Annotated in this window: 13 protein-coding genes, 1 rRNA gene and 2 pseudogenes; 12 read left to right on the forward strand and 4 right to left on the reverse strand. The window is 37.2% G+C overall.

Translation table 11 applies throughout. The features are described from left to right. Positions 1–252 precede the first annotated feature (252 nt). Positions 253–654 carry a DUF1259 domain-containing protein gene (locus JN080_RS25935; protein ID WP_256238860.1) on the reverse strand — a complete coding sequence of 134 codons (402 nt, stop codon included), beginning with the start codon at positions 652–654 and terminating at the stop codon, positions 253–255. 472 nt (positions 655–1,126) lie between these two features. Between JN080_RS25935 and JN080_RS25940 the strand changes: the two genes are divergently transcribed. The 9 genes and pseudogenes from JN080_RS25940 (at position 1,127) to JN080_RS25980 (ending at position 10,108) form a co-directional block, all read left to right on the forward strand. Continuing rightward, a complete protein-coding gene (locus JN080_RS25940) occupies positions 1,127–1,321 on the forward strand; it encodes a hypothetical protein (protein ID WP_256238861.1) in 195 nt (64 codons plus the stop codon). Between the two features lie 583 nt (positions 1,322–1,904). Further along, complete coding sequence (locus JN080_RS25945) at positions 1,905–2,732, forward strand: hypothetical protein (RefSeq protein WP_256238862.1); 828 nt, start codon at positions 1,905–1,907, stop codon at positions 2,730–2,732. 476 nt (positions 2,733–3,208) lie between these two features. Further along, positions 3,209–4,318 (forward strand): annotated as a pseudogene (locus JN080_RS25950) (NAD(P)-dependent alcohol dehydrogenase). A gap of 108 nt (positions 4,319–4,426) precedes the next feature. Beyond that, entirely contained in the window at positions 4,427–5,212 is a 786-nt protein-coding gene (locus tag JN080_RS25955) for an aldehyde dehydrogenase family protein (RefSeq protein WP_256238863.1), read from the forward strand. Continuing rightward, entirely contained in the window at positions 5,184–5,861 is a 678-nt protein-coding gene (locus JN080_RS25960) for a sigma 54-interacting transcriptional regulator (protein WP_256238864.1), read from the forward strand. The genes JN080_RS25955 and JN080_RS25960 overlap by 29 nt, the downstream gene beginning before the upstream one ends. A gap of 719 nt (positions 5,862–6,580) precedes the next feature. Continuing rightward, a complete protein-coding gene (locus JN080_RS25965) occupies positions 6,581–7,855 on the forward strand; it encodes a D-alanyl-D-alanine carboxypeptidase family protein (protein WP_256238865.1) in 1,275 nt (424 codons plus the stop codon). A gap of 107 nt (positions 7,856–7,962) precedes the next feature. Next, positions 7,963–8,241, forward strand: coding sequence for a hypothetical protein (locus tag JN080_RS25970; RefSeq protein ID WP_256238866.1), 279 nt, complete (start codon positions 7,963–7,965; stop codon positions 8,239–8,241). A gap of 126 nt (positions 8,242–8,367) precedes the next feature. Continuing rightward, positions 8,368–9,735, forward strand: coding sequence for a dipeptidase (locus JN080_RS25975; protein WP_256238867.1), 1,368 nt, complete (start codon positions 8,368–8,370; stop codon positions 9,733–9,735). 85 nt (positions 9,736–9,820) lie between these two features. Next, positions 9,821–10,108: a putative quinol monooxygenase gene (locus tag JN080_RS25980; protein WP_256238868.1), complete on the forward strand. Its 288-nt coding sequence runs from the start codon at positions 9,821–9,823 to the stop codon at positions 10,106–10,108. A gap of 223 nt (positions 10,109–10,331) precedes the next feature. Here JN080_RS25980 and JN080_RS25985 read toward each other — a convergent pair whose 3' ends face one another. Beyond that, positions 10,332–10,676 carry a hypothetical protein gene (locus tag JN080_RS25985; RefSeq protein WP_256238869.1) on the reverse strand — a complete coding sequence of 115 codons (345 nt, stop codon included), beginning with the start codon at positions 10,674–10,676 and terminating at the stop codon, positions 10,332–10,334. Between the two features lie 698 nt (positions 10,677–11,374). Here JN080_RS25985 and JN080_RS25990 point away from each other — a divergent pair. Then, on the forward strand, positions 11,375–11,857 hold the full coding sequence (locus tag JN080_RS25990; RefSeq protein ID WP_256238870.1) for a YjdJ family protein: 483 nt from the start codon (positions 11,375–11,377) through the stop codon (positions 11,855–11,857). 101 nt (positions 11,858–11,958) lie between these two features. Here the strand turns inward: JN080_RS25990 and JN080_RS25995 are convergent, their stop codons facing one another. Further along, complete coding sequence (locus tag JN080_RS25995; protein WP_256238871.1) at positions 11,959–12,516, reverse strand: DUF2179 domain-containing protein; 558 nt, start codon at positions 12,514–12,516, stop codon at positions 11,959–11,961. Between the two features lie 433 nt (positions 12,517–12,949). Between JN080_RS25995 and JN080_RS26000 the strand changes: the two are divergent. Further along, positions 12,950–13,144, forward strand: a pseudogene (locus JN080_RS26000) (DnaJ domain-containing protein); the annotation flags it as partial. A 252-nt stretch (positions 13,145–13,396) separates the two neighbouring features. Here JN080_RS26000 and JN080_RS26005 read toward each other — a convergent pair. After that, positions 13,397–14,176, reverse strand: coding sequence for an enoyl-CoA hydratase/isomerase family protein (locus JN080_RS26005; RefSeq protein ID WP_256238872.1), 780 nt, complete (start codon positions 14,174–14,176; stop codon positions 13,397–13,399). Between the two features lie 841 nt (positions 14,177–15,017). Between JN080_RS26005 and JN080_RS26010 the strand changes: the two genes are divergently transcribed. Next, positions 15,018–15,202 (forward strand): 16S ribosomal RNA (locus tag JN080_RS26010); the annotation flags it as partial.

A 15,202-nucleotide genomic window follows, 5' to 3' on the forward strand; every position in this document is an offset into this window, starting at 1 on the left:
ATCTCCACTTTTGTGTAATTAAATTTAAAAATGATTGGAATTTCCTACCCCGGGTTGGATTATCTTCCTCTTTTACTTTAAGGAAAGGGGACACAGCTGCGATTAGGGATAGTTGCCAATAGCGTTTTCGTGAGACGCAGCACCGTCCCCACGTGAGGAAAACTCCTTATTAACATATAATTGGTAAAAAACAGGAACGCCAATAACAGCAAAAAAAGGCAACCACTAAAAGTGATTACCTCTTAAACTACTCTAAAATAAACCTGCTTCTAATGCTGCAGCAAAGCTATCTCTTGCAAAAGTAAAAGGATTTTCAACTTTCTCCCAGTGCATGTACATTAGTCGAGGATTATCAAATAGCCAATGGTTGTGTACAGCAGTAACAGTAATTCCTCTTCTCCGAAGTGCAGTTAAAAAACGATTAATTTCACTTTGGAGAATAACTGTTTCTCCTAAATTAAGTGTATGGCCGTTAATATTGTTCTCGAAAGATAATGCAAATGGAAGTGCTAATGGGGATCGTGTTTTGCGGCCTAGGATAGTTGCATTAATATTACGAAGACGTATAACAGCACAAACTGGGGATGGTGTGATGACTGCACCACCAATAATATTTGCAAGCTGTTGACAACTAGACATTGTATTACTTGGCATTCTAGAGTTAGACATTCTAGCTTTAGGCATTCTAGAGTTAGACATTCTAGAACGTGAAGAACTTGATCTTCTATTATTTGACATTGAGTTCCCTCCTTTCAAATTTCTTGTAATAATATATTCGAAAGGGTGAGGCTTGTATAGGTTTATATAAGTAGGTGAAAAAATCTTATAAATTTCCTAAATCTTGCTTTTAATTCTCATAAAAAGTTTCTTCTAGTATTTATCCTCAAGTGCAGGTTCGTTTAATATGGTTTGCACATACTTTTGATATATTTTTTTTGCTCGTTTAAGTCATTCGTATATTTTTTTGAAAGGGACTCTTGTCCAATCAAAATCGTTCTTTTACACGTAAATTGTATAAAGATTAGGTTAAAATTTATCAACCTTTTCTAAACAATATGTGAGGTGTACTTAATGATAATGAGTTCCTATCAGGCAGAAGAAATCGAGAGCGGAGTTGCAACAATGATTGAAAATGGTTTGGATACATTCCTATTTCAAGAACCTGTCGCTCAAAGATCCAGTCGGTCTCAAAGAAGAAGAAGCAGCAGCAGTTCTCGCAGTAGGAGAAGTTCGGGCAGTTCCCGTAGCAGTAGCAGAAGTACGAGTCGTTCGCGTAGAAGCAGCTCAAGATCCCGTCGTAGTTCGAGTAGTTTATCTTTAGGATTTAGATTTAAATGGAATTTTCATCAATCTAGCCGTTCAAGCAGCAGTTCTAGTTCGAGCTCTAGATCAAGAAGCCGTTCAAGCCGCAGTTCTCGTTCGAGCCGCAGATCAAGAAGCCGTTCAAGTAGCAGTTCAAGCCGCAGATCAAGAAGTCGTTCAAGTAGCAGTTCGAGCCGTAGATCAAGAAGTCGTTCAAGTAGCAGTTCGAGCCGTAGATCAAGAAGTCGTTCAAGTAGCAGTTCGAGCCGAAGTCGATCTAGAAGTTCTCGTCGCAGTAACAGTTTAAGAATGCCTCAACGTTCCTGCAACTCCAGAAGATCTGGGTCAACAGGTGGTAATCCTGAATCCATGCCCAGCGACCCTTTTTCTAATCAAACGAGCTACTGGGAAAACGGCAATATGTCAGAATTACGTATACGTCTTTAAAAAGTGAAACGATCAAGTATTGCAGGTAAATAATCCTAATGGCGAGGGGCAGTTCGCTGCCCTCTTGCCATGTTCGTTACACTCTAGGAATAATTTTTATATTTTTCATTAAATATGATGTACAAGCACTAAACGATACAGTGGAGTGATAATTTTTGTTCAAAAAAAACAGGGAATCTAAATATGAACGAATAGGATACGACGAGAATATAGGTTATGAAGGTGGAAGTCTAAATAATCCTGACATTCACTTCATTAACAGCAGAAATCCCTCAACATCCAAAAACATAAATTACGCAGCTGCCTCTAAAAGCCGTAAGCCATATTTTGTTACTATTTACGTATTTTTTGTAGGGAGGGCTTTTAGGGCTGTAGACTTTGCACGAGTTAAGAGAGACTTTGTAAGAGCAAATGAAATTTGGAATAGATGTATGGTGTTTATAAAAATTGCAAATGGTAATGGTGTTCCAATTATAAATAAAATGACCTATCCAGATTATCTAGTAGATGATCTATGTGCAGAAAATTTAGGGCATCAAGATCGCCGAGGTCCAGCTGATCCTATAAGAGACGCATTAATAAACGATTTTACACCTAATCATAGTATTGCTTTATATTACATTCCTGGTACAACATTTTATAGAAGTGATACGACATGTGCTGTTACAGGTAGTGAAGCAAGTGGTTCCTCTTTTAAATCCTCAATATTCATGGCTTCAGACTCTGATTATCCGTATATATTGGCCCACGAAATAGGTCACGCATTATTTTTTAGACCAAGTAACTGCAGCAGGACAAATCCAGGACCGACATATGTAATTCCTGGCACTAGGCGTGTAGACCCCTCTCATGATAACAGATCGGATAATCTTATGTATCCCTCAGTTCCTAACACTAATCCCATTATCACGAATGACCAATGCAACAAAGCAAGAAAAAGTCCTTACATTTATCGCAACGCTCAAGCTCTTCCGAATTTATGAATGTATTTATATTGTCAATAGAGCAAATCATATGATAAAGTTTGCTCTATTTTAAATTTCTGGTGTATGTTTCAGTAAGTAAAACAGTCTCTCTAATCAAAGTGTTCAATCCGAGGTGAACACTTTGTTTATTTTTTACAGTATTAATTTTCGTTTTCTGTAAATTGAGCTTGAATATTATTTTTTTCATCAGATTTAAATGCACTGACTGCGCAGTTTTTCTTAAAATGAAATCTGTATAATCTAAGTTCTTTATAGGTTGGCATAGAATTTGCATATTAAAATATGAGATTACATTTATTCTCAACTCTACTCCATGTTGTTGAAAGCGAATACATGGAGTGAGTTTTACAGATTCATACATTACCTTATTAACTGATAAATGGAGGTGGAAAAAGAAAAGTTTCGATCAAGGGGGAACAAAACGTAAAAACCATACATGGAAAGCTTTAAAAAAACAAAGGGGGATATTTACAATGGAAATTAAAGCAATTGTTACAACATTAGAAAGTAATTTTGATCATAAAACAATCGTATTGGACGATCCAAAAGCTAATGAGGTTTTAGTAAAAATCGTTGCTTCAGGTGTTTGCCACACTGATGCAACAGTACTTGACGGAACTTTACCTGTACCATATCCAGCTGTATTAGGACATGAAGGATCAGGTTTTGTGGAAAAGGTAGGAAGCAGCGTCTCTACAGTAAAACCAGGTGACCACGTTGTATTAGGTTTTGCCTATTGTGGTCACTGTGATAACTGTTTAAGTGGGAATGCAGGTGCATGTGAAAACATGATGGAATTAAACTTCTCAGGACACAATGAACATGGTACAACTCCATTACATACACACGATCATCAAGATATATCTCAATTCTTCGGTCAATCTTCATTCGCTTCATATGCAACGGTTGACGAAAAAAATGTTGTAAAAGTTGATTCTGATGTAGATTTAAGATGTTTAGGACCTTTAGGCTGCGGTATTATGACAGGAAGCGGCGCTGTATTAAACTCACTTGATCCTAAAGCAGGTAGTAGCATGGTTATCTTTGGTACAGGGGCTGTTGGTTTAAGTGGTTTAATGGCTGCCAAAATTGCTGGCTGTAATCCAATTATCGCTGTTGATATACACGATAGCCGTCTTGAACTTGCAAAAGAACTTGGCGTCACTCACACAATTAACGGTAAAAATGAAAATCCAGTAGCAAAAATTCGTGAAATTACTGGCAAAGGTGCAAATTACGCATTCGAAACAACTGGAGTACCAGCAGTAACAACATAAGCTATTCAATGCCTAGGTGTAAAAGGGACAATGGGTACAGTTGCAGTTGGTAAAAATGATTTAACCATAAACGTGACAAATGAAATCGTTGTTCGTGCAATCACTGTAAAAGGTATTGTCGAAGGCGATGCAGTGCCACAATTATTCATTCCAAAACTTGTAAGCTTCTTTAAAGCTGGCAAATTCCCAGTTAATCGTTTGGTAGAATTCTACAAACCAGATCAAATTGCTCAAGCATTTGAAGATTCCAAGGTTGGTAAAACTATAAAACCAATTTTAATACTTGATCCATCTTACAAAGCATAACTACTCTTTTGAAGAAATCAATCAAACAATGGAAGATTCTCATAGCAGCAAAACGATTAAACCTTATTATAAAAGTGTGATTAGGCAAACAATGGAGGAGAAAACACTATGGAAAACATTTTTAGCGAGTTTACGAGACAGTTTATCAGCGGTGAATGGAGGGAAGGCAGTAGTCAAAATAGGTATTCCAACACCAACCCTTATGATCAATCCGAGTTGGTAAGTAATCAGCTTGCTTCCGTCGAAGATATAGATGAAGCTTACCAAACAGCAAAAGCCGCACAGGTAGAGTGGGGAAAAACCAATCCATTTGTTCGTTCGGCTCTTATTAACAAAATAGCAGATGCCATGGAAAGAAACCGAGAACTGTTGGTTAACATTTTAGTCGCTGAATCAGGAAGTACAGTAGCAAAAGCACAAGCGGAAATTGATTTTTCTGTGGGAGATATTAGGGAATTTGCTTCGTTTCCGATAAGGATGAAAGGTGAAATCCTGCCTTCCGTGATACCAGGAAAACAAAACCGCGTCTATCGTCTTCCGGTTGGGGTAGTAGGCGTGATTAGTCCATTCAACTTTCCATTGTACTTATCGATTCGTGCCATTATCCCTGCATTGGCTGCCGGAAACGGTGTTGTCGTTAAACCAGCTATCCAAACGTATATCTCCGGCGGAGCGGTGATCGCGAATTTAATAGAGGAAGCGGGTCTTCCAAAAGGTATATTTAATGTTATCGTCGCAAAAAGTTCGGAAATCCGTGACGCATTTGTCGAAAATCCGATTCCAAAAGTCATTTCCTTCACCGGGTCGACCGACACTGGCCGCAAGCGAATTGTTTGGCTATGGCCCTGGAACGTTTACAGGAGGGGTGAAGGAAGGGAAAGCTGGGCTTTTTGAAGCGGCAAAGGGTGGTACGCTGTTTCTTGACGAAATCACTGAACTTCCGCTTCCTGTTCAGGCCATGGTGTTGCGAGTATTGCAAGAAAAACAGGTTACCCGTATTGGTGAATATAAGCCCCGTCCTGTTGATATCCGAGTAATCGCAGCAACCAATCAGGATCTTAAAAAATGGACTGAAGCAGGGAAATTCCGTTTAGACCTCTATTATCGCTTGAATGTTATTGAACTGAAAGTTCCTTCACTAAGGGAACGCAAAGAGGATATTGTTCTGTTAGCCGAGCACTTTTTGAGTAAGCATAACCAAGATCTATTCGAATATTATTTGATGCCGGAGACGATCGAGCTATTACGTTCATATGATTGGCCGGGGAATGTCAGAGAAATGCAAAATGTAATGGAATATGCCGTTGCATTCGCTGATGATTTCCGAATATTCCCAGAGAATCTGCCAGATTACATAGTGGAAGCTGTAGGGAAGAAGGTAGAAAACTCACAAGGCTCTCCGATTTCCCCATTTGAAAATGAACGGACGGAAATCGTGCAGGCTCTGGAAGATAGTCGTTACAATTTAACAAAAGCAGCTAAACGACTGGGTATTTCACGTGGGACACTGTATAAAAAAATGGGGAAGTATCAGATTACATAGACGGTTGCTTTCTTCATTTGTTCAATTCTATACTGGTTCTTCAGAGTTAAGAAAAATCAATTTGCAATCTTAAAAAGGTTGCAGCTAAATGATCTGCTTGTTGTTCAGGAACTCCCCGATTGAAACTGGAAGAACCTCTTGTCTTCAAGTGCCCCGCGTACCCTTTTCATCGTCCCAGTCCTATACAGCTTACTGACCCCTGTGAAAAAAGCACCTAACACAAAATTTTTACTTTCCCACTCCCCATTTAAGGGACTTTTTAAAAGGTGATTTAGTTAGGTCTAATTAGGGCACCTTAAATGGGTAATCGTGTATTAAATGAACCTTCTTACATTTTTTTTTAAAAGAAGGGGAGACATATTGAAAAGACATATTTTAAGGATATATAGAATCAGGATTCTAATAATTATGAAGGCTTTTGAATATCCCTTAAAACGTTTTGGGGAATCGGGTAGTTCAATGTTAACACACCATGCCATAATGAAATATTTTTGTAAAAAAAATTTAACATAACACCGCAGAAAAACCTCTTTCATTGTAAATTAGGTGGGAGTAAAATGTACAATGGAGACTTTTTGATCCATTGGAATCATTTTGAACTATTACATTATGTGAAAATAGTATCTTGTACTCTTTAATCGTATCCAACAATATAATTGGAACATTCATAAATATAGGATTCTGCTGAGGATTATGGTTCATTATCGCGGAGGTACTTTATGTCTAAAGTCAATAAAATCATGGCATCCGTGCTGTGTATCCTTTTAAGTGTCACTTATTTACCATCTATTCATGTATGGGCTGATGAGACACCGCCCCCTATAGCAGGTGAATATGGGATCGCCATTGATGCGGCAACGGGTGACATTTTATACAATAAAAATGCAGATGGCCTAGCCTATCCTGCCAGTATGACAAAAGTGTTGACAGCAATCATATTAGATGAAAAAGTACAAGATACCCAAATGCTAAACGTCAGTGCTAATGCTGCTGGACAGGAATGCAGTTGCTTTGGTCTAACAGCAGGAGAACAAATTTCGAAAAAAGATGCGATGTATGGGTTGCTTTTGCTAAGTGCAAATGATTTAGCTGTTACGATTGCCGAAAATGTAGGTGGAAGCGTTGAAGGATTTGCCCAATTAATGAATGATGAGGTCAAAAAATTGGGTTTAAAACATACACATTTTGTTACTCCAAACGGATTACACGACCCTAACCATTATTCGACACCTCATGATATCGCCTTAATTATGAAAGAAGCATTAAACCATCCGAATGTGTTATATGCCTTGTCAACCCAAACTATACCGATCCATACGAGTTTACAAGACAAAACGATAAAAAACAAAAGCCAAGTTCATAACCAGCCTGCGTCAGCTCATGTCATAGCAGGGAAAACGGGTTTTACAGATCAAGCTGGAAACACGTTAGTAGAGTATTTAAAAGCTGGCAATAAAGAGGTTATTGCCGTTGTGATGAAAACTCATAAAATAGAGGAATATAGCGATATACAGACAATGGCAAATTATGCATTTGCCCATATGAAAACAAAAAAGATCGCTTCAAAGGGCGAAGTGGTTGATATAACGAAAATTAATGGTGAAAAAGTAAATTTAATGGCACCAGTTGACATAGCGGTCGGATTGAAAAATAATGACAATGCCAAACTTACAACTAAAATAGAATTAGCATCTACGGTCGGGGAGGATATTAAAAAGGGACAGATAATGGCGAATGTAAAAGTCATAAAGAATGGTGCAATTGTAAAAGAATTTCCGCTTGTCACGGATAAGGCAATAAATGCAATCAAGACAATTAAGAAGCCAGAGTCAAGAAACACTGCACTCAAAAAATCAAACGGTTTTTCTGGGAATGCTACAATTCTTGGTGGGATTATATTATTCTTTGTAGTTTTTTTCTCAATGATCACTTTGAAGAATGGACAATATCGCAAAAAAAAGTCAGTTAATACAGTCCAAAAGAATGTTTTTTAAATTACTATGACTTGAAAAAACAGGGGAATTCTTCATTGGAATTAGCCCTGTTTTTTTGCATTGGTGTATAATGGATAAATATTGAAATTTTTAGTAAAGGAGAATGTATGAAGCCTTATCTAATGATTGTTCAGGTGTTTTATTTACTTTCATTGGTGCCCTGGTTTGTCATTTGGGGATTGTCGTTTATGAGCTTTGACAGTGGTATTAATCTATCCAATGTTTCTTTTGTTCTTGCAATCTCATCCTATCCGGTTGCTGTCATCATCTGTTCAATTTTTGCCTGGTTTTTCCGAGTTAAAAAAAACCGCTTTGCCATCATAATCAATTTAATCCCGATGTTTTGGATCATTGCTTTTTTAGGATTCATCTCACTAAATAATTAAAATAGCTGCACGTTTTCCAAATAGTAAATCATCCCTCTCTTTATACCCTCTTTTGGATCGGTTGTAGGTTTTCTCTACTTTTTTGGATAAAATAAGAATGGAAAATAAAATAGAAAAGGTGATAAAATGAGTCAATTATCTGAGCTTTTATCAAAAAATCAAAATAAAAATGTCGAGGAATTAAAAGAATTGCTCCGTATTCCAAGCATTAGTTCCTTATCTGAACATAAAGAGGACATTCAAAAAGCAGCTTCATGGATTTCAAATAAGTTGAAAACCATCGGTATGGAACATATTGAAATCATTCAGACAAAAGGGCACCCGATTATTTATGCCGACTGGATTCATCAGGATAATGCCCCAACTGTCTTAGTTTACGGCCATTATGACGTACAGCCAGTTGATCCTGTTGATTTATGGGAAACCCCTCCTTTTGAACCGACCATCCGTGATGAAAAGATTTTTGCCAGAGGGGCAACAGACGACAAAGGACAGATGTTCCTACATATCAAAGCAGTGGAATCCTTATTTGAATCAGGTGAAAAATTGCCTGTAAACATAAAATTTTGCATCGAAGGCGAAGAAGAAATCGGAAGTCCGAATCTTCCGCAGTTTTTATCCGAAAATAAAGAAAAATTATCCTGTGACGCGGTCATTATTTCCGATACGGATATGTGGGACAAAGGGGTTCCAGCCATTACTTGCTCTTTAAGAGGTCTATGTGCTCTGGAAGTTACCCTGAAAACGGCTAATTCTGATTTGCATTCAGGCATGTACGGAGGGGGAGTTCAGAACGCTAACCATTTATTGGTACAGTTGCTTTCAACCCTTCATGATGCAAACGGAAAGGTAAATGTGGACCATTTTTATGATGATGTCATTGAACTGACAGATATTGAAAAGAAAGAAATTGCAGCATTGGGTTTTGATGAAGAAAAACTCAAACAGTCGTTAGGGCTATCGGAATTGACCGGAGGAGAAAGAAATTACCCTTACCGTGAGAGAATCAGTTCCCGGCCGACTTTAGAAATAAACGGCTTATGGGGCGGATTTCAGGGAGAAGGTACAAAAACCGTCATCCCGAACGAGGCCCATGCTAAAATAACCTGCCGTCTGGTCAATAATCAAAATCCTGAAAAGATTCAGGGATTGGTCAAAAAGCATCTGGAAGAATATGCACCAAACGGAAGCTTGGTAAACATATCTCTTGGTGATACGGGCAATCCATTTTTAACGCCGATCGACAGTCCGATGATTCAAAAAGCTGCCGAAGCTTATCAAAACGTATACGGGAAATCACCTGTTTACAAAAGAGAAGGCGGCTCCATTCCGATAGTATCGGATTTCAGCCAATCACTAAATGCTCCCGTTGTCTTAATGGGATTCGGTTTACCAGGTGAAAACCTTCATGCTCCAAATGAACATTTTCACCTAGAAAACTTTGATAAAGGCATCTTAACAATTTGCACCTTTTTTGAACTGATTTCAAAATAAAATATGGGGACGGTTCTCTTGAGTCCTTCTGCGGAACGTAAGAACCGTCCCTTTGTGTTTATTAAAAAGAGGAGGAGTTACTAATATGATTCGAGTTGTATGTAAGGGTAAACTTAAACCTGGTGTAAATGTTGAGGAGTATTTAAACCTTGCAAGAGAAGTTGTGACAGAAACCAGAAAGGAAAAAGGATGTATCATGTACACTTATCATGAAGATATCAATGATCCATCCATCCTGACGACGATTGAAGAATGGGTGGATGAAGAGGCTATAAATCAACACAATAATAGTGAACATGTCAAGAAACTTGTTCCAGAGCTTAGGAAACTGAGAGAAAGTACAGAAATCAACCTTTATAGAGAGGTGGAATAATTACGGTTTCACTTTCTGTCTAAATTTAAAAGGGGCAGACCATCTATATTTCAAGACAGATCTGCTCTATTTTAGCTTTTATTATTCTGGTAGGTAGGCAAGGGCATCATCGGTGTATCGGATTTCGGTTCGTCCGTCCTTTCGCGATTTTCCGCGCCATTTTAAAGTGTTTCAGCAAGATTCTTTACCCGCCTTCACCTTGTAATATAGAAAAAAGGTAAAGCTATAAGATTGTGTTATACATTCCTTTTACGGTGAGTTCAACGACCCGAATTTTCCTAACAAGATGGTCGTTTATAAAAATCTCTACAGACTTAGAATATTTGTCAGGAATCACTCTATTTATACTCCATATGTTCCCAAGTCCCAGTGCGCAGTACATATTCTCCCGTCCAGGTTTTCTCCCCTCTCTAACAAAAATTCGAGCTGAACAAGGATTCGCGAAGTCCATTACGGTGCCCGGAAACGACCCGACTTCCGCAGCTTCATCACATTGTGTGGGCAATTGACCAAGGAGTATTACAGTTATTAAACCATCTGTTCTAAATGCATCGGCATCAATTAGCATTAAATTTGCTCCTTGTATTAATTTTATCATGTAACTGTAGTTATTATATTTTTTCAGCAATCGCATGGTACCTGAGTTCAAAAATAGATTATTCATTTCCCTGTGATCCTCTTTGGATGGGAGCTGGCAGAAATTACTAACGACTATTTATTATTATTTAAATAAACAATATCCCGGCTTACTACTAACAGAATATTGCATTAAAATCCTTGAAAAAGATATTGGAACAATTGTAGGTATCATTTATATTCTATCTTTTATGAGGCGCAGCACGTGACACGAGAGATGCAATGGAACTTGTTCCATTATTCCTGGACGGCACTCTTATGTGGGCTTATTTTTAAGAATAGAAGCAATTAGCAGAACAGGGGAGACTTTTCTCCCTCATATTATTGAACGATGATCCACTCCACATGCGATCCATCAAGGACTGAATCATGTACTCTAAGTTATGGTTAAACCAACTATATAAAAAATTAAGAATATTGTTACAGTAAGAAGGTTTTTTTCTCATAACAAAGAATATAAGTACATATCAAAATTTCATCCAGCGGAGCATAAAGCATAGATTGCCTAAGCGAATGTTAAAACAGCTGCATTGATTTCTTTAGGTTTGAGAGACGGAATGATTCTTTTGGAAAATCAGCCAGTGCCAACAAAAAGAAGGTTGTCAAATCCTATACGGGAGGTTATTTTTCATGTTTCGATTTATCTTTCAATTCGGTGCTGCCTCTGTTGTTTTTTTATTTTCTACTCTTGCTGCCTGGTATGAAGGCAGTGCTATTCTGGATCATCCTTCGGAATGGCTAAATTCCACACCTATTACGCAGTTTATGGATGGAACTGTTCATGAATCAAGCAATATTTTACAGTGGGATTTTTTTATTTATGCAGCAAAATACGAGCCTACCTTTCCCATGATCATGACTGTGAGCGGTTTATATTTACTTATTTTTTTAGGATACTATATCCTTAAGAAAGTGAGAAAATGGTATGCCTATTATTTATTCTTGATTAGCGGTGCTTTATTCTTACTCAGCTATTTCAGTTTTGAAACTTCAACAGACGGTGGTCAAAAAATGTTTGTTCTGTTTTCTGTTTGCGGTTCATTTTGTATGTTGATCGGGCTTATAACCTATTTGAAGACCACAATAAGGATGAAGAGGATGACAACGGAATAAATTGTGTAAGCAAGATGTTTCCACAAAAAGAATATATGAGGGGACGGTTCTTTTGCATCTTTCCATTGGAAATTTCAAATGAACCGTCCCCTTGTTGCATTTTACAGCGAGTCTGATTGCTGTTGGCTATTATTTGCCTTTTTTATATGCCTCTTCATAGATTTTACTAGGAAGCCACCTTTAAATCTTCGTGGTTCATAGGAGATGATAAAAGCTTTAGGCTCATATTCCTCGATTAATTCCATTACTTCATTTTCACGATTCCGTTTTGTCAATATTTCTAATTGGTATCTTTTACTGTCACGGCCCTTTCCTTCAAAGACAGTAACACCAAATCCTTTGGTTCTTAAAACAACAATAAGTTCTTCATTTAACTCCATTAAATTAACAACTAGACAAGTGTACCCAATGGCTAACTTATTTTCAATCCGTGTTCCGATGTATAATCCTACGCCAAAACCAACAGCATAAACCACCATTTCAGCTACGCTTTGATGACCCGAAAAAACTAAGGAAAGACCGAAAACATAGACCAATGCTTCTAAGACTCCAAACGATGAAGCCGCTATACTCATATTTTTAACTAAAAAGATTGTACGAAGTGTCAGAATCGGGACATATACTAATTGAAGTGCAAAAATCAAAATAATATTTAACATAAGTGCCTCCTCTGTAAAAAATAATCTTTGGCTAACCCAGTTTTAGTAGCCCATTTATTTTAACATCATGTTAAGACGCAAGCGGTATCCACCATAGAAAAATATTCCTTTTAAGGATCTTAAAATGAATTCATCATATACTTGAAAGAAGATATGATAAAATAAAGTCTCTAAATAGTTATAGAATAGGAGCGATTACTACTAGAAAAAACATTTGTTTTACAAGTTTTATCAAACGCCTTAAACTTACAGAAAAAATGACTGAGATCCGCCCTATTGATAACATATTGAAATGAAAATCTAAAAAACTATCATTCCATACTGAAAATCGGAATAGCATATAACAGACCTACATTCATTTGGGATAGTTTTATGTATTTTATAGAAAATCGGTAATTAGATAGTCTACTATAATCAAAAGAGGGTAGAAAATATGGAGACCATTGAAAATTACTATCACATTTTAGGCGTATCCAATTATGCAACTTTCAATGAGATTAAGGAAGCTTATCGAAAAAAGGTAAAAGAATTGCATCCAGATAAAGTAAACGGCAATGCAGAACTTTTTAAAAAGATAAAAGAGGCATATGAAGTCCTTCAAAATGATGAAAAAAGAAAAAGGTATGATGATCTACTTTTTAAAACCGAAAACTACATGGAACATCATCCTAAACACGTTGATCCCTCCAAAACAACCCCAAGCCTACTTATAATTAGACCGAGAAAAAGTCAAAAATTGATTTCCTTATCGATAAATGTTGCTTTCATTTTGATTGGAATTTTAGGCACAACTTATTTTAATAAAGATAAAGAGTAAACATGATATGGGGACGGTTCTTTTGATTCTTTCAGTGGAACGCAAGAACCGTCCCCTTGTTTTTTATCTACCTACAAATTTGGGCTTTCTTTGTTCAAAAAATGCAGCCATTGCTTCTTTGCGGTCTTCTGTTGCAAATGCGCTATCATAACAATGTGCCTCAACCGTCAAAGCTGATTCTAGATCTACATTTGAGCCTGTATTAACGGCAGTTTTCATCATTCTTAAAGCAACAGGTGCTTTCTCTGCAAGCTTTTCAGCCCATTCTTTTGCTTCAGATAGAACTTGATCATGTGCAACCACTTTATTAACAATTTGCAACTGAAAAGCCCTCTGTGCATCCATTATTTCTCCAAAATACAATAATTCTTTTGCAATGCCTTGTCCGACTACTTTTTGAATACGTTGTGTACCGCCGCCTCCTGGGATAACTCCTAAACTGATTTCAGGAAAAGCAAATTGCGCTTTTTCAGAGGAAATACGCAAATCGCATGATAAAGCCAGCTCAAAACCTCCTCCACGTGCGACTCCATTGATCGCAGCAATAACTGGTTTGTTCAGCTTTTCTATTTTTGAAAAAGAATTTCTCGTGATTTGAGTTAAATTCATCATTCCGACTGTATCCAAACCCGCTATTTCATCGATGTCAGCTCCAGCGACAAATGCCTCTTCACCATCCCCGGTGATTACAATGACATTTACATTTTCATCAGCTTCTAATTCCCCCATTAATTGGGTTATTTCTTGATATACTTGTGTATTTAATTTATTACCAGGTGAATGACTGATCGTCACAACTGCTACTTTATTTTCAATATCACAAAGTAAAAATTCATAATTCATTACTTTCCCTCCCAAGACATATTTTTCGATAATTCGTTATTCTTTGTATATCTTACCAAGTTTGCAACAAATTTGTAAATGTTTCATGAATATTCTTTCTTATACAAATATAGTATGGGGACGGTTCTTTTGTTTTGGTGAAAGAAACGTCCCCAGAATTTTATGTGCTGGGGCAGGGCAGACTACACTTACGCTTGGCATTATAGGGATACAAAGAAAAGTAATTATTGCCTAATGTTCTTTTTATTACGTTAAAATTAGTTAAATTTATAGCTAAAATTGATGCTATTTTTAAAAACTCTGGGTTAAATTGTTAAAGGAGAAAATAATTAGGATAGAAAATAAGTGGTTGACGAATGTAAGGAAAAATAATATAATCATAAAGCTGCTTGTGAGAACAGCTTCGGAAAAGAAAGCATATTGAGTTTACCATACTGGTAAGGAATTGTGAGAAACATAAAATTCATTTTTGCCGTTATTTTCTCTCATTATTAAAAAGTGGTATAAGTTCTCAGCAGTATCATACCACCTCCAGTGCTATGATAGGAAAGTTGATTCATTACTTGCTGTAATAAGTATGAAAGAAAGTGCAGAAGGATTTTATTCGGTTGGAGATTTTCGTAGAAGTTGACATTAATGAAATAACGTGATAAAATAGTTTGTGTCAATAAGATGAGTGTTCTTTGAAAACTAAACAAACAAAAATGTCAACAATAACAAGCATGGTGAAGTAATTCTTCACTAGCCAACGTAAAGGTAAGGATCGTCGACTAAGAACGCCACATCCTGTGGCAGCTTTGACGTCAGCGCATCCTTGCGCAAGTGAGCTAACTCATACTCTTTAATGGAGAGTTTGATCCTGGCTCAGGACGAACGCTGGCGGCGTGCCTAATACATGCAAGTCGAGCGGATCTTTAGGAGCTTGCTCCTAAAGATTAGCGGCGGACGGGTGAGTAACACGTGGGCAACCTGCCTGTAAGACCGGGATAACTTCGGGAAACCGAGGCTAATACCGGATAATCCTTA

The organism is Bacillus sp. EB600, from assembly GCF_024494385.1.
GTDB lineage: Bacteria > Bacillota > Bacilli > Bacillales > Cytobacillaceae > JAEVLT01.

Coding starts and splice junctions, on each gene's coding strand:
- JN080_RS25985 (WP_256238869.1), bottom strand. CDS start 10,676: ATGCTAATTGATGCCGATGCATTTAGAACAGATGGTTTAATAACTGTA.
- JN080_RS25965 (WP_256238865.1), top strand. CDS start 6,581: ATGTCTAAAGTCAATAAAATCATGGCATCCGTGCTGTGTATCCTTTTA.
- JN080_RS25990 (WP_256238870.1), top strand. CDS start 11,375: ATGTTTCGATTTATCTTTCAATTCGGTGCTGCCTCTGTTGTTTTTTTA.
- JN080_RS25980 (WP_256238868.1), top strand. CDS start 9,821: ATGATTCGAGTTGTATGTAAGGGTAAACTTAAACCTGGTGTAAATGTT.
- JN080_RS25995 (WP_256238871.1), bottom strand. CDS start 12,516: ATGTTAAATATTATTTTGATTTTTGCACTTCAATTAGTATATGTCCCG.
- JN080_RS26005 (WP_256238872.1), bottom strand. CDS start 14,176: ATGAATTATGAATTTTTACTTTGTGATATTGAAAATAAAGTAGCAGTT.
- JN080_RS25975 (WP_256238867.1), top strand. CDS start 8,368: ATGAGTCAATTATCTGAGCTTTTATCAAAAAATCAAAATAAAAATGTC.
- JN080_RS25955 (WP_256238863.1), top strand. CDS start 4,427: ATGGAAAACATTTTTAGCGAGTTTACGAGACAGTTTATCAGCGGTGAA.
- JN080_RS25970 (WP_256238866.1), top strand. CDS start 7,963: ATGAAGCCTTATCTAATGATTGTTCAGGTGTTTTATTTACTTTCATTG.
- JN080_RS25935 (WP_256238860.1), bottom strand. CDS start 654: ATGCCAAGTAATACAATGTCTAGTTGTCAACAGCTTGCAAATATTATT.